Here is a 13622-nt window from a genome sequence, read left to right as displayed (position 1 = left end):
GCCTATTCCGCCGCTTCCATTTCGGTCTGCATCGGTTCTTCCCCTTCCAGCGGCACGAGCCCAAGCTTCTCAAACAGTGCCGCATCGGCATCGTCGCCGCGATTGCCGGTCGTCAGCAGCTTGTCGCCGGTGAAAATGCTGTTCGCGCCCGCCATAAAGCAAAGCGCCTGTACGGCCTCGCTCATGCTCTCGCGGCCAGCCGACAGGCGGACCATCGAGCGCGGCATGGTGATCCGCGCGACGGCCACCGTGCGAACAAATTCAAGATCGTCGATCTTCGCATCGGGAACGTCATGCAGGATATCACCAAGCACCGTGCCTTTGACGGGAACCAGTGCATTGACCGGAACGCTTTCCGGATGACGCTCCAGCGTTGCCAGCGCATGGATAAAGCCAACTCGGTCTTCGCGCGTTTCACCCATGCCGACGATACCGCCCGAACAGACATTGATCCCGGCATTGCGTACATTGTCGAGCGTCTCGATCCGCTCCTCAAAGGTGCGTGTCGAGATTACTTCCTCGTACCGCTCCGGCGAGGTATCGATATTGTGGTTATAATAATCGAGGCCGGCCTCGTTGAGCATATCCGCCTGTTTCGGCGTCAGCATGCCGAGCGTCATGCAGGTTTCGAGCCCCATCTGGCGCACGCCTTTCACGATCTCGACAATCGCGGGCATGTCCCGGTCCTTGGGGTTGCGCCATGCCGCGCCCATGCAGAAACGCTGCGAGCCCGCATCCTTGGCCTGCGCCGCCGATTGCAGCACCTGGCGCACATCCATGAGCTTCGTCGCCTCCACGCCGCTATCGGCATGAACGGATTGCGAACAATAGCCGCAATCCTCCGGGCACCCGCCGGTTTTGATGGAAAGGAGCGTGCAAAGCTGCACCTCGCCCGCCGGGTGGTTTTCGCGGTGAACGGTCTGAGCCTGCCACATCAGTTCGTGAAACGGCAGGTCGAAAAGCGTGGCGACTTCTTCGCGGGTCCAGTCGGTGCGGATATCGGTCATTCAGCAGCCTCATCCAATGGTGGCAAGTTATGGCCGAGCAGCTTGAGTACTTCGCCCGCTGCGTCGACCAGATTGGTGCCGGGTCCGAAGATTGCCTTCACGCCCGCCTCGCGCAGGAAATCATAATCCTGCGCAGGGATAACGCCGCCAGCGATTACCTGTATGTCGGGCCGCCCGGCATCGCCAAGCTTCTGGATCAGTTCGGGGATCAGCGTCTTATGCCCTGCGGCGAGGCTCGACGCGCCAACCACATCGACATCTTTTTCAACCGCCCACTCGGCCGCTTCGCCCGGTGTCTGAAACAGTGGCCCGCTGACAATCTCGAAGCCGAGATCGGCAAAGGCGCTGGCGACGAGATTGGCGCCGCGATCATGGCCGTCCTGACCCATTTTCGCGACCATCATCCGGGGCTTGCGGCCCAGTCGCCGCTCAACGGCCTCGACACCCTCGCCCGCCTGAATCCAGCGCGGATCGCCATCATAGGCACCGCCATAGATACCGCTGACCGGCGTCGGTACCGTATCATAACGCCCGAAAACATCTTCCATCGCCGCCGACATCTCGCCAAGCGTGCAGCGCGCACGGGCGGCATCGACACACAGCGCGAGGAGATTGCCATCGGCTTTCGCGCCTTCGCGGATTGCGACCAGTGCCGCCTCCGCTGCATCGCCGTCCCGTTCGCTGCGGGTCTGTTCGAGCCTCGCAATCTGGTCGCGGCGCACACGGGCATTGTCGATGTCGAGAATGTCCATCTCGTCTTCTTCGGCAAGCCGGTATTTGTTGACGCCAACGATCACCTGCTCGCCGCGATCGACAGCTGCCGCCTTGGCCGCTGCCGCTTCCTCTATATTCTTCTTGGGCAGGCCAGCCGCAACGGCTTTCGTCATGCCGCCCGCTTCCTCGACTTCCTCGATCAGCGCCCAGGCCTTGTCGGCCAGTTGCTGGGTGAGCTGTTCGACATAATAGGACCCGCCCAGTGGATCGGCGACATGGGTGATGCCGCTCTCTTCCTGCAGGATGAGCTGGGTGTTGCGGGCAATGCGGGCGGAACGGTCCGTGGGGAGCGCCACCGCCTCGTCAAAGGCATTGGTGTGGAGACTTTGCGTGCCGCCCAAGGTCGCCGCCATCGCCTCGATCGTGGTGCGCACGACATTATTGTACGGGTCCTGCTCGGTCAGAGAGACGCCGGACGTCTGGCAATGGGTTCGCAGCATTTTGGACTTGGGATTTTCCGCGCCGAAATCCGTCATGATCTTGTGCCAGAGCTGACGCGCGGCGCGCATCTTGGCGATCTCCATGAAAAAGTTCATGCCGATGCCCCAGAAGAAGCTGAGGCGGGGCGCGAAGCTGTCCACGTCCAAACCATTTTTCATCGCCGCGCGGACATATTCCATACCGTCAGCCAGCGTATAGGCCATCTCCTGCACCGCCGTCGCGCCGGCTTCATGCATGTGATAGCCCGAAATCGAAATCGAGTTGAAGCGCGGCATATGCTCGGCGGTATAGGCGATGATGTCGGCAACGATCCGCATCGAGGGCTCCGGCGGATAGATATAGGTGTTGCGCACCATGAACTCTTTGAGAATATCGTTCTGGATCGTGCCCGAAAGCTGATCCTGCGAGACGCCCTGCTCTTCCGCCGCGACGATGTAGAAAGCGAGCACCGGCAGCACCGCGCCGTTCATCGTCATAGATACCGACATCTGGTCGAGCGGGATCTGGTCGAACAGGATCTTCATATCGGCCAGCGTATCGATCGCGACACCCGCCTTGCCGACATCGCCGACGACGCGCGGATGATCGCTGTCATAACCCCGGTGTGTGGCGAGATCGAAAGCGACCGAAAGCCCCTTCTGCCCGGCCGCCAGGTTGCGGCGGTAAAAGGCGTTGGATTCCTCAGCCGTCGAAAAACCCGCATATTGCCGGATCGTCCAGGGGCGGCCGGTATACATGGACGCATAGGGGCCGCGCGTGAACGGCTCGAATCCGGGCAGGCCGGGGTCGAGCGCGTCGGACGCATCATAGGCTGGCTGGACAGCAACCCCCTCCGGCGTGTGCCAGGTGAGGTCGCGGCCTTTCACTTCCTTCGAAGCACATTTCTGCCAGTCTGATTTTGTAGGCTTTTCGGTCATGCTGCTATTTGCCCGTAAACTGGGCTTTCTCCTTTTTGAGAAAGGCGATGGCACCGATTTTAGCATCGTCGCTGTCGCCGGCCCGTCGCTGGCCTTCGGCCTCGCGCACCAGCGCGCTCGCATAGTCGCCGTCCAGCGCCTCGGCCAGGTTCTTCCGCATCACGCCCAGCGCAACAGTCGGCATCCCCGCCAGTCGCGTAGCCAGCGCATTCGCCTCGTCCATCAGCGCATCGTCCTCGACGCATTTGTAGATAAGGCCCCAGTCCGCAGCCTGCTCGCCATATATCTTCTCGCCCAGCATCATCATCTGGGTCGCCCGCGCCTTGCCGACGAGCCGCGCCAGCATCCAGCTCGCGCCGCCGTCCGGCACCAGACCGATATTGACGAACGCCTGAAGGAAATAGCCGGATTTACCGGCGATCGCGAAGTCGCTGGCCAGCGCGATGGAGCAGCCAACGCCCGCCGCTGGGCCGTTCACCGCAGTCACAACGGGAAAGTCGAGCTTTGCAAGCTTCAGCATCAGTGGATTATAGTGGCCCTGCAGAGCGCGGTATGAGCGCGCGCCCCCGGTGATCGACGATTGGGCGCTGGCCTGGAGATCCGCGCCCGCACAGAATGCGCGGCCCTCACCTGTGATCAGCACCGCGCGCGCGCCGTCAAGATGGTCGAGCGCGTCGATAATCTCGTCTGCCATATCGAGCGAACAGGCGTTCAGCCGCTCGGGCTTGTCGAGGGTGATGGTGGCAACAGCGTCGGCAATCTCGAGGCGGATATTTTCATAGTCGGCCATAACGGTCTCCTGGGTCGGTTGTTTACGTTAACGTCAACTCTGCCCAATGCCGGGTCGACGCACAAGGGCCAATTGCGTCAGGCCGTTTTCGACGTCTCCATGATTTCGGTCAGTATGCCGCCCATATCTTTGGGGTGGACGAAAAAGATCAGCGTGCCATGCGCGCCGATCCGCGGTTCGCCCAGCACGCGCTTGCCCTGCGCCTCGAACTCGGCCCTGGCTGCATGAATATCCGGCACCTCGAAACAGAGATGATGCTGGCCGCCAAGCGGGTTCTTCTCAAGCCATTTGCCAACGGCGGAATCGGCCTCTGTTGGCTGGAGAAGTTCGACCTGCGTACCGGCAGTCCCCGCCTCGCCCGGAGTGTTGACGAAACATACGCGTACCTTCTGGCTTTCGAGCACGAAGGGTTCGGTAATATCGGTTGCGCCCATCACATCCCGGTAGAAAGCGATCGAGGCGTCGAGATCCGGCGTGGCCACGCCGACATGGTTCATACGGCCCAGTTTCATGATGTTACTTCCAATTGTGCGTCATGCTGAACTTGTTTCAGCATCCACTGCTTCTCCCGCACGGATATCGCAGATCGATGAGTGGACCCTGAAACAAGTTCAGGGTGACGGCAGAGTGGCTCACAGCGGAATATTGTCATGCTTCTTCCACGGATTTTCGAGCTGCTTGTTGCGGAGCTTGCGCAGCCCCAGCGCGATCCGTTTCCGCGTCGAATGCGGCATGATCACCTCGTCGATAAAGCCCTTGCTCGCCGCCACGAACGGGTTCGCGAAACGGTCTTCATATTCCTTGGTCTTGGCGGCGATCTTGTCCGGATCGCCAGCATCCTTGCGGAAGATGATCTCGACGGCCCCTTTAGCGCCCATCACCGCGATCTCGGCAGTCGGCCAGGCATAGTTGAGATCCCCGCGCAGATGCTTGGACGCCATCACGTCATAAGCGCCGCCATAGGCCTTGCGCGTAATCACCGTGATCTTGGGCACCGTCGCCTCGGCATAGGCGAAGAGCAGTTTCGCGCCATGCTTGATGATACCGTTATGCTCCTGTCCGACACCGGGAAGGAAGCCAGGCACGTCGACAAAGGTGACGATCGGAATTTCGAAAGCGTCGCAGAAACGCACGAACCGCCCGCCTTTCTTCGACGCAGCGATATCAAGGCAGCCTGCCAGCACCGTGGGCTGATTGGCCACGATACCGACCGTGCGGCCCTCGATCCGCCCAAAGCCGATGATGATGTTGCCCGCATGCGCCGGCTGAATCTCGAAAAAATCGCCTTCATCCACCGTCTTGCGGATCAGCTCATGCATATCATAGGGCATGGCCGCGCTTGCCGGGATCAGCGTGTCGAGGCTTGGCTCCTCGCGGTCCCAGGCATCGGCCGTAGGGCGTTCCGGTGGATCCTCCCGGTTGGACGCGGGCAGATAATCGATGAAATCGCGCGCCGCCATCAGCGCCTCGAGATCGTTCTCGAACGCCACATCGGCAACGCCGGATTTGGTAGTGTGCGTTACCGCGCCGCCCAGCTCTTCCTGTGTCACGACCTCGTTGGTCACTGTCTTCACGACATCGGGGCCGGTGACGAACATGTAAGAGCTATCCTTCACCATGAAGATGAAGTCGGTCATGGCGGGCGAATACACCGCGCCGCCCGCGCACGGACCCATGATCAGCGAAAGCTGCGGCACGACACCGCTGGCCAGCACATTGCGCTGGAACACCTCGGCATAGCCGCCAAGACTCGCCACGCCTTCCTGGATTCGCGCGCCGCCGCTGTCATTCAGGCCGATAACCGGCGCGCCGACTTTCATGGCCGTGTCCATCACCTTGCAGATTTTCTCCGCATGCCGCTCCGACAGGGAGCCACCGAAAACAGTGAAATCCTGGCTGTAAGCATAGACGAGTCGGCCGTTGATCGTCCCCGATCCGGTAACCACGCCGTCACCCGGTACGATCTGTTCCTGCATATCGAAATCGACGCAATTATGCTCGACGAACATATCGAGTTCCTCGAACGAATCCTCGTCGAACAGCACTTGCAGCCGCTCGCGCGCGGTAAGCTTGCCCTTGGCATGCTGGCCATCAATCCGTTTCTGGCCGCCGCCCATACGCGCCTGTTCACGTTTATTTTCCAGCAGGTCGAGCGCTTCGATATTCGACATTCCTGTTCCCTTTCGGCGAGACTCTCCGCCTCTCTTCGGGCTTGACGCGCATAATGCAAATGTGATTTTGTAAAATTGCGAAATCTATTTTGCAAAATAGCGAAGAGAGCGGAGATGAAAGCGAGATTATATGCCGGATCGCGGCTGCGCACCATCCGCCAGCGCCGCGAGCTTGATCAGGCTGGATTTGCCAGGACCCTCGGCATATCCGTCAGCTATCTCTCGCAGATCGAGAATGACGCGCGCCCGATCACCGCATCGGTGACCGAAGCGCTGGAACGCCATTTCCCGTCGGAATGGAACGAACCGCCACGCGATGAATATGAGCGCCGCCTTGCTGCGATCCGCGAGGCGATTTCCGATCCGCTGTTCAGCGAAACGCCCCTGCCCGCGCCTGCTCTGTCCCGCTTCGTCGAACAATATCCGCAGCTTGCCGACCGCATGGTCGCGCTGCACAGCGCCTATCGGCTGGCGGAAGAGCGTCGGCATGCGCTTGGCGATGTGATCGACAGTACCGATGCCGAAAGCCGGGGAGACGGCCGCCAATTTCCCTGGGAAGAAACGCGGGACTGGTTCCATGCAGTCGGCAATTATGTCGATACAGTCGATGTCGCCGCCGAACGCATCGCGGCGAAATGCAGCCAGGATAACCGCGTGACCGAAGAGGCGCTGATTGAACGGCTCGGCTCAAAGCACGGCCTCTCGGTGCGCTTCGTATCGGACGATACCGCTGCCACAGCTCTGCGCGAATATGACCGGGCCAATCGCTGCGTTTCGATCAGCGCCATCCTGCCGCGCCCCAGCCGGACCTTCCAGCTCGCACACCAGCTTGCCCTGATCGAACTGATCGAGCCGATCACGGCAATCGTCCGCGGCGCCAACCTCCAGTCCGAAGCGAGCGAGAAGCTGCTGACCGTGGGGCTGGGCAATTATGCGGCCGGGGCGATCGTCATGCCCTATGCGCGGTTCCGCGATGCGGCCCGCGCCCTGCGCCACGATGTCGACCGGCTCGCCAACCGATTCGGGGTGAGCTTCGAACAGGCCTGCCACCGCCTCTCGACTCTGCAGCGGCCCGGCATGCGCGGCGTGCCGATGTTCTTCTTCCGCATCGACATGGCCGGCAACATCACCAAGCGCCATTCGGCCACCAAGATGCAGTTCGCCCGGTTCGGAGGCGCTTGCCCTTTATGGATAGCGCATGAGGCGGCCGCCTCGCCGGACAAGATCCATGTCCAGCTCGCCGAAACGCCGGACGGCATCCGCTATGTCACCATGGCGATGGGGTTGGTCAAGCCGTCGGGCAGTTTCCAGCGGCCGAGCCGCCGCTTCGCCGTCGCGCTGGGCTGCGAGGCCGAACAGGCCGCCGATTTCGTCTATGCCGATGCGCTGGACCTGGAAAACCCGGCGGCTGCGACCCCGATCGGCACCTCGTGCCGGCTGTGCCCGCGCCGCAACTGCGACCAGCGCGCCTTTCCGCCCGCCGGCCACACGCTGCTCACGGAAATCGATCGGCGCGAGGTCATCCCCTACCGGCTTTAGGTCCCGACCCTAGTCGGTCGAGCTGGATTCCAGATATTTGATGATGCCGGAGAAATCCTTTTTCTGGCCGCCATGTTTCACATATTGTTCGTATAGCGCGCGGGCCTTGGCGCCCATCGGAGTGCGCATCCCGGCTTCGTCGGCCGCCTCCATCGCAAGCTTGAGATCCTTGAGCATCAGCGGCGCAGCGAAACCGCCTTCATATTCATGATCGGCAGGCGTTTCCGGACCGACCCCAGGAACCGGACAATAGCTTGTCATAGACCAGCTCTGCCCCGAAGCCTTGCTCGAAATATCGAAAAAGGTCTGCGGATCGAGCCCCAGCGACTGAGCGAGATTAAAAGTTTCGCAGGTCGCGATCATCGTCGCACCGAGCAGCATATTGTTGCAGATTTTGGCGGCCTGCCCGGCCCCGGCATCGCCGGCGTGAATCACGGCTTGCCCCATTTCTTCCAGGATCGGCCGGGCGCGCTCGAACGCCCGCTCCGTGCCGCCGACCATGAAGGTCAGCGTGCCGCCCGCCGCCGCCGCGATCCCGCCGGAAACCGGCGCATCGACCATCAGCATGCCCTTGGCCACGGCCTCTTCCGCAACGGCCCGCGCCGTGCCGACATCGATCGTCGAACAGTCGAGCAGCAACGTGCCGGGCTCGGCATTGTCGAACACATCGTCGACATAGACGGCGCGAACATGCTTGCCCGCAGGCAGCATGGTCACCACGGCCTCGGCGCCTTTCACGGCGTCCGCACCCGATTCCGCAATCCGACAGCCATTGGCTTTCGCCGCCTCCAGCGCGTCTTCCGAAATATCGAAAGCGGCGACGTCATGGCCGGCCTTGGCAAGGTTCGCGGCCATCCCGCCGCCCATATTGCCCAGACCAATGAATGCGATTGTTGTCATGTCTCTTCTCCAAAACCCGTTCGGGCTGAGCCTGTCGAAGCCCTGCCCTTACTTCTTCACCGGCCCAAAAGATGAAGGGCAGCCCTTCGACAGGCTCAGGGCAAACGGTATAGTTCACTTCCCCGTCCAGTTCGCCTCGCGCTTCTCGACAAAGGCGGCCATGCCTTCCTTCTGGTCCTCCGAGCCGAACAGGCCATGGAACAGGCGGCGCTCAAAGGCGATGCCCTGGGCCAGCGTGGTCTCGAACGCGGCATTGACCATTTCCTTGGTCGCCATGGCGGCCAGCGGCCCCATCGCGGCAATCGCACTCGCCGATTTCACGGCTTCCTCAACCAGATCGTCAGCCGGCACGACCTTCGCGACAAGCCCCAACCCCTCGGCTTCCTCGACATCCATCATCCGCCCGGTCAGGCACATTTCCATCGTTTTGGCCTTGCCGATCGCCCGCGCCATGCGCTGCGAGCCGCCCATGCCCGGCGTCACGCCAAGCTTGATCTCGGGCTGGCCGAATTTGGCGCTGTCCGCCGCAATGATGAAGTCCGCCATCATCGCGACCTCGCAGCCGCCGCCCAGCGCATAACCGCCAACCGCCGCGATCCATGGCTTGCGGGTAGCCGTCACCCGCTCCCAGCCGCCGAAATGATTATTGCCATACATATCGGCAAAGCTCTGGTCGGACATTTCCTTGATGTCCGCGCCCGCCGCAAAGGCCTTCTCACTACCGGTAAGCACCGCGCAACGCTGGCTGTCGTCCGCATCGAAGACCGCAAAAGCGTCGATCGCCTCTTCGAGCACCTGATTGTTGAGCGCGTTCAACGCCTTGGGCCGGTTCAGCGTGATCAGCGTAACCGCGCCGCGCTGTTCGACAAGGATGGTTTCGTAGGTCATTGGTTCGATTCCTTCTTTCGTCGCGCCGAAACATGTTCAGGGTGGCGATTGATTACTGCCGCAACAAATCGCGTGAAACGATCATCCGCATCACCTGGTTCGTGCCTTCCAGAATCGAATGCACGCGCAGATCGCGCCAGAACCGCTCGATCGGATATTCCCGGAGATAGCCATAGCCGCCGAATAGCTGCAGCGCGTTGTTGACGATATTGCTGCCGCTATCGGTCGCGAGCCTTTTCGCCATCGCCGAAAAGCGCGTCTTGTCGGGCGCGTTCGCCGTTACCTTGGCGGCGGCGAGATAGAGCAGCGCACGCGCCGCTTCGAGATCGGTGGCCATATCGGCGAGCATGAACTGCGTGTTCTGGAAATCGGCGATGGGCTGTCCGAATTGCTGGCGCTCCCTGGTATAGGCGACCGCCTCGTCGAGGCAGCGCTGCGCGCCGCCGAGGCTACAGGCGCCGATATTCAGTCGCCCGCCATCAAGCCCCGCCATCGCGAAATTGAACCCCTCGCCTTCCTGGCCTACCCGATTTTCGACCGGCACGCGGCAATCCTCGAAGATCAGCTGCGCCGTTGGCGAGGCGTTCCAGCCTAGCTTCTTCTCGGGCTTGCCGAAGCTCAGCCCCGGCGTGTCCTTTTCTATGACGAGGCACGAGATGCCCTTGCTCTTATGCTCGCCGGTGCGGACCATCACGACATAGATATCGTTAAAGCCCGCGCCCGAGATAAACTGCTTTGTGCCGTTGAGGACATAATGATCGCCGTCTAATTTGGCCGTCGTCTTAAGCCCCGCAGCATCCGAGCCCGATCCCGGTTCGGTCAGCGCATAGCTAGCGATGTGCTCCATCGTAACCAGCTTGGGCAGGAACTTGGCCTTCACCTCGTCGCCGCCAAAGCGGTCGATCATCCAGCTCGCCATATTGTGGATCGAAACATAGGCGCTGGTCGCCGGGCAGCCATAGGCCATCGCCTCCATGATCAGCGCCGCCTCTAGCCGCCCCAGCGCAATGCCGCCCGATTTCTCGGAAACATAGATCGCGCCAAAGCCGAGCTCGCCGGTCTTCTGGACGACATCGCGCGGGAAGAAGTATTTTTCGTCCCACTCGGCCGCATGCGGGGTGATCTCGTCGGCGGTGAATTTCTGCGCCATCTCCTGGATCTGGCGCTGTTCGTCGGTCAAATCGAATTGTGTCATGGGCGTCCTATAGCCATGTTTTCGCGCTACCGTAATCCAGAAATCGTCTTTCGGTTAACGCCGCGTCAGCCGGCCAGCTCCGCCTCCGCCTCAATTTCGACCCGCCATTCGGGGCGGAGCAGTGCGGCCACAACGACCATGGTTGCGGCCGGGCGAACATCGCCGAAAATCTCGCCATGGACCGCGCCGATGGCATCGCCATCCGCTGCGTCAGTCACAAACATCCGCGTGCGGACGACATCATTTGCGCTGCCACCCAGCTCTTCGATCGCCGCTACGATAATCGCAAAACAGCGCCGCGCCTGCACTGCCGCATCGCCGAGCGTGGAACTGCCGTCCGGCTCGATCGGACCGGTGCCTGACACCAGGATGCGGTTGCCTGTGCGGACCGCGCGGGAGAAACCAAAGGCTGCCTCGAACGGGGAAGCGGAAGCCGTCCGCTGAACAGTATCGTCAGCCACGTGGATCCTCCTCCATCGAATGTTCGCTACTACCCGGCGTCAGATAGAGCTCCTTGGTGCGCTTCAGCAGCCTCTGACGATGCCAGCAGCGGCGCGGAATGACGATGAACTCGCCTTCGGAGACGACCGTCTTCTCGCCCGGACCGCCGTCTTCGGGCAGGATTTCAACCTCGATTTCGCCCTCGAGAACCTGCAGCATCTCCTCGCAAGCAGGATGCATTTCCCAAGGCGACGGCCCACCCGCCTCAGACCAGAACACGCCCACGCCGCCCTCGTTGAACGAGGCAAGCTCGCGAAATTCCATTTCGGCGAGGCCCGCAGCCGCAGCTATCGGATCAACCCTTCTACGCTCTGTCATATCAGCCGATGCCAATCAGGCTCCGACCAGAACCAGCCGAAATTATTCATCGACATTTCCGCTGGCGTTTCTCCGTTCGCCGACACCGTCACCGAAAAGCGCCTCCCAACCATAGACAAAAATCCGGTCGCAGTTGGCCGGCTGATCATCAACAAAGCTAATCTTCCCGAAAATTTGACGCGCGATCCTTGGTCGCCTGACCTGTTCGTCATCAATCCAAATACGCGGACTGAACTCATTTAGGTCGACGTTCCATGAACTGTACAGAAATCGGGCTCGGGTACCATTACCATGCTGAGTCAATAATGCCCGATGTGTTTGCGACACCATTTGAGCTGAATCAGCGGGATCAGCGAAATTGTCGCTGATGTTCAGCTCATAACTGCGTCGTGGATCCGCAACAATGACCGATGCATTGTGGATACCAAGATATTGAACATAGGCGGTTTCTTCCGATTCCAGATCGACAGCCATATCTCCTACGCACAATCGTGCCGGACCTTCGATCGTGAAATCGGCGAGATTTCCCAATTCTACACTATTGATCGTCCTTGGCGCTTCAACTGCCTGAAACGAAAAAGCTAGAAATGTGACGATCGGGAGCATCGCCTTACCCCATCGTCGGGATCACAAAGGCATTGCCGCCATCGGGCGAACCGTCTGGCCAGCGCTGGGTGATGGTCTTGATCTTCGTCCAGAATTTGACGCCTTCCATGCCGTGCTGGTTGGTGTCGCCGAACGCCGAATTCTTCCAGCCACCAAAGGTATGATAGGCAACCGGCACCGGGATCGGCACATTGATGCCGACCATGCCGACATTGACCCGGCTGGCGAATTCGCGGGCCGCATGACCGTTACGCGTGAAGATCGCGACGCCGTTGCCATATTGATGGTCGCTGGCGAGGCCGAGGGCTTCCTCGAAATCGCCGGCGCGCAAAATTTGCAGCACAGGCCCGAAAATCTCTTCCTTGTAGCTTTCCATGCCCGGCTTCACATGATCGAACAGTGAAGGGCCGATAAAGAAGCCTTCTTCATGGCCTTGCAGACTGAAACCGCGTCCATCGACAACCAGTTCCGCGCCTTCGTCAACGCCCGTCTGTATCCAGTTTTCAACGCGTTGCTTATGTTCGGCGGTCACCACCGGGCCGTAATGTGCATCCACATCGGTCGAAACGCCGACACGAAGCGCGTCGATCGCCGGGAGCAGCTTTTCACGCAGCCTGTCGGCCGTATCGTTACCCACCGGCACCACAACCGGCAGCGCCATGCAGCGTTCGCCAGCCGATCCGAAGGCTGCACCCGCCAGATCGTTGACGACCTGATCGAGATCGGCGTCGGGCATCACGATACCGTGATTCTTCGCGCCGCCCATCGCCTGGACGCGCTTTCCGTTCTCTGTCCCGCGCTGATAGACATAATGGGCGATATCGGTGGAGCCGACAAAGCTCACCGCCTTGATATCGTCATGGTCGAGGATCGCATCGACCATCTGCTTGTCGCCGTGCACAACCTGCAGGATGCCATCGGGAAGCCCCGCTTCCTTCATCAGCTCGGCAAGTCGCACCGGAACGGATGGATCGCGTTCCGAAGGTTTCAGGATGAACGCATTGCCGCAGGCGATCGCCACACCGAACATCCACATCGGGATCATCGCGGGGAAGTTGAACGGGGTAATGCCCGCCACAATGCCGAGCGGCTGGCGCATCGAATAGACATCGATGCCGGGCCCGGCACCCTGCGTATATTCGCCCTTCAGCGCATGCGGGATGCCGCAGGCGAATTCGATCACGTCCAGCCCGCGCTGCACATCGCCCTGCGCGTCGGCAATCACCTTGCCATGTTCGGAAGAGAGCAGCTCGGCCAGCTCGTCCATATGCGCCTCGACCAGCGCCTTGAACGCAAACATCACGCGCGCGCGTTTTTGCGGATTGGTTGCGGCCCAGGCGGGCTGTGCATTGTTTGCGGCATCGACCGCTTTTTGCAGCTCCTCACCCGTACCCAGCGATACTTTCGCCTGGACTTCGCCCGAGTTGGGATCCCAAATTTCATGCTGGCGTGTTCCGCCACTTGCCGCATTGCCACCAATGAAATGCTCCACCGCGCGCATTGCTATTCTCCAAATTCCAAATAAAAGTCTTGAAACGCCTTAAACCGCAAAAGCGGGCAAGGCCATGCCATCTG

At 60.7% G+C, this 13622-nt stretch carries 13 protein-coding genes; 1 reads left to right on the top strand and 12 read right to left on the bottom strand.

What is annotated here, in order from left to right; genetic code table 11:
* Positions 1 to 2: 2 nt before the first annotated feature.
* The 5 genes from bioB to DFR46_RS00900 all read right to left on the bottom strand — a co-directional run bounded on the left by bioB (position 3) and on the right by DFR46_RS00900 (position 6100).
* Positions 3 to 1007 carry a biotin synthase BioB gene (bioB, locus tag DFR46_RS00920; RefSeq protein ID WP_116234752.1) on the bottom strand — a complete coding sequence of 335 codons (1005 nt, stop codon included), beginning with the start codon at positions 1005 to 1007 and terminating at the stop codon, positions 3 to 5.
* On the bottom strand, positions 1004 to 3139 hold the full coding sequence (gene scpA, locus DFR46_RS00915; RefSeq protein WP_116234751.1) for a methylmalonyl-CoA mutase: 2136 nt from the start codon (positions 3137 to 3139) through the stop codon (positions 1004 to 1006). The genes bioB and scpA overlap by 4 nt, the downstream gene beginning before the upstream one ends.
* Before the next feature lie 4 nt (positions 3140 to 3143).
* Positions 3144 to 3929, bottom strand: coding sequence for an enoyl-CoA hydratase-related protein (locus DFR46_RS00910; RefSeq protein WP_116234750.1), 786 nt, complete (start codon positions 3927 to 3929; stop codon positions 3144 to 3146).
* Positions 3930 to 4006: 77 nt separating this feature from the next.
* A complete protein-coding gene (gene mce, locus DFR46_RS00905) occupies positions 4007 to 4441 on the bottom strand; it encodes a methylmalonyl-CoA epimerase (RefSeq protein ID WP_116234749.1) in 435 nt (144 codons plus the stop codon).
* Positions 4442 to 4561: 120 nt separating this feature from the next.
* The gene (locus tag DFR46_RS00900; protein WP_116234748.1) at positions 4562 to 6100 is read right to left on the bottom strand and encodes an acyl-CoA carboxylase subunit beta; all 1539 of its coding nucleotides are present in this window, start codon (positions 6098 to 6100) and stop codon (positions 4562 to 4564) included.
* A 114-nt stretch (positions 6101 to 6214) separates the two neighbouring features.
* Here DFR46_RS00900 and DFR46_RS00895 point away from each other — a divergent pair, with 114 nt between their 5' ends.
* Positions 6215 to 7639, top strand: a complete 1425-nt coding sequence (locus DFR46_RS00895) for a helix-turn-helix domain-containing protein (protein WP_116234747.1) — start codon at positions 6215 to 6217, stop codon at positions 7637 to 7639.
* Positions 7640 to 7648: 9 nt separating this feature from the next.
* On the opposite strand, the gene mmsB is transcribed toward DFR46_RS00895, so the two are convergent.
* The 7 genes from mmsB to DFR46_RS00860 form a co-directional block, all read right to left on the bottom strand.
* Positions 7649 to 8539, bottom strand: a complete 891-nt coding sequence (mmsB, locus tag DFR46_RS00890) for a 3-hydroxyisobutyrate dehydrogenase (protein ID WP_116234746.1) — start codon at positions 8537 to 8539, stop codon at positions 7649 to 7651.
* Between the two features lie 114 nt (positions 8540 to 8653).
* Positions 8654 to 9427, bottom strand: coding sequence for an enoyl-CoA hydratase (locus tag DFR46_RS00885; protein WP_116234745.1), 774 nt, complete (start codon positions 9425 to 9427; stop codon positions 8654 to 8656).
* 52 nt (positions 9428 to 9479) lie between these two features.
* Entirely contained in the window at positions 9480 to 10622 is a 1143-nt protein-coding gene (locus tag DFR46_RS00880) for an acyl-CoA dehydrogenase family protein (RefSeq protein ID WP_116234744.1), read from the bottom strand.
* A 65-nt stretch (positions 10623 to 10687) separates the two neighbouring features.
* Complete coding sequence (locus DFR46_RS00875) at positions 10688 to 11083, bottom strand: RidA family protein (protein ID WP_116234743.1); 396 nt, start codon at positions 11081 to 11083, stop codon at positions 10688 to 10690.
* Positions 11076 to 11441: a cupin domain-containing protein gene (locus tag DFR46_RS00870; RefSeq protein ID WP_147297589.1), complete on the bottom strand. Its 366-nt coding sequence runs from the start codon at positions 11439 to 11441 to the stop codon at positions 11076 to 11078. Before DFR46_RS00870 ends, DFR46_RS00875 begins: the two co-directional genes overlap by 8 nt.
* 42 nt (positions 11442 to 11483) lie before the next feature.
* Complete coding sequence (locus DFR46_RS00865; protein ID WP_116234741.1) at positions 11484 to 12047, bottom strand: hypothetical protein; 564 nt, start codon at positions 12045 to 12047, stop codon at positions 11484 to 11486.
* Between the two features lie 4 nt (positions 12048 to 12051).
* Positions 12052 to 13548 (bottom strand): CoA-acylating methylmalonate-semialdehyde dehydrogenase, encoded by a 1497-nt coding sequence (locus DFR46_RS00860; protein WP_116234740.1) that lies wholly within the window; start codon positions 13546 to 13548, stop codon positions 12052 to 12054.
* Positions 13549 to 13622 lie beyond the last annotated feature (74 nt).

Source organism: Parasphingopyxis lamellibrachiae, from assembly GCF_003385775.1.
In the GTDB taxonomy this organism is placed as follows: Bacteria; Pseudomonadota; Alphaproteobacteria; order Sphingomonadales; family Sphingomonadaceae; genus Parasphingopyxis; species Parasphingopyxis lamellibrachiae.
This window is presented reverse-complemented; position numbering and strand designations above follow the sequence as displayed.

Coding starts and splice junctions, on each gene's coding strand:
- bioB (WP_116234752.1), bottom strand. CDS start 1,007: ATGACCGATATCCGCACCGACTGGACCCGCGAAGAAGTCGCCACGCTT.
- scpA (WP_116234751.1), bottom strand. CDS start 3,139: ATGACCGAAAAGCCTACAAAATCAGACTGGCAGAAATGTGCTTCGAAG.
- DFR46_RS00910 (WP_116234750.1), bottom strand. CDS start 3,929: ATGGCCGACTATGAAAATATCCGCCTCGAGATTGCCGACGCTGTTGCC.
- mce (WP_116234749.1), bottom strand. CDS start 4,441: ATGAAACTGGGCCGTATGAACCATGTCGGCGTGGCCACGCCGGATCTC.
- DFR46_RS00900 (WP_116234748.1), bottom strand. CDS start 6,100: ATGTCGAATATCGAAGCGCTCGACCTGCTGGAAAATAAACGTGAACAG.
- DFR46_RS00895 (WP_116234747.1), top strand. CDS start 6,215: ATGAAAGCGAGATTATATGCCGGATCGCGGCTGCGCACCATCCGCCAG.
- mmsB (WP_116234746.1), bottom strand. CDS start 8,539: ATGACAACAATCGCATTCATTGGTCTGGGCAATATGGGCGGCGGGATG.
- DFR46_RS00885 (WP_116234745.1), bottom strand. CDS start 9,427: ATGACCTACGAAACCATCCTTGTCGAACAGCGCGGCGCGGTTACGCTG.
- DFR46_RS00880 (WP_116234744.1), bottom strand. CDS start 10,622: ATGACACAATTCGATTTGACCGACGAACAGCGCCAGATCCAGGAGATG.
- DFR46_RS00870 (WP_147297589.1), bottom strand. CDS start 11,441: ATGACAGAGCGTAGAAGGGTTGATCCGATAGCTGCGGCTGCGGGCCTC.
- DFR46_RS00865 (WP_116234741.1), bottom strand. CDS start 12,047: ATGCTCCCGATCGTCACATTTCTAGCTTTTTCGTTTCAGGCAGTTGAA.
- DFR46_RS00860 (WP_116234740.1), bottom strand. CDS start 13,548: ATGCGCGCGGTGGAGCATTTCATTGGTGGCAATGCGGCAAGTGGCGGA.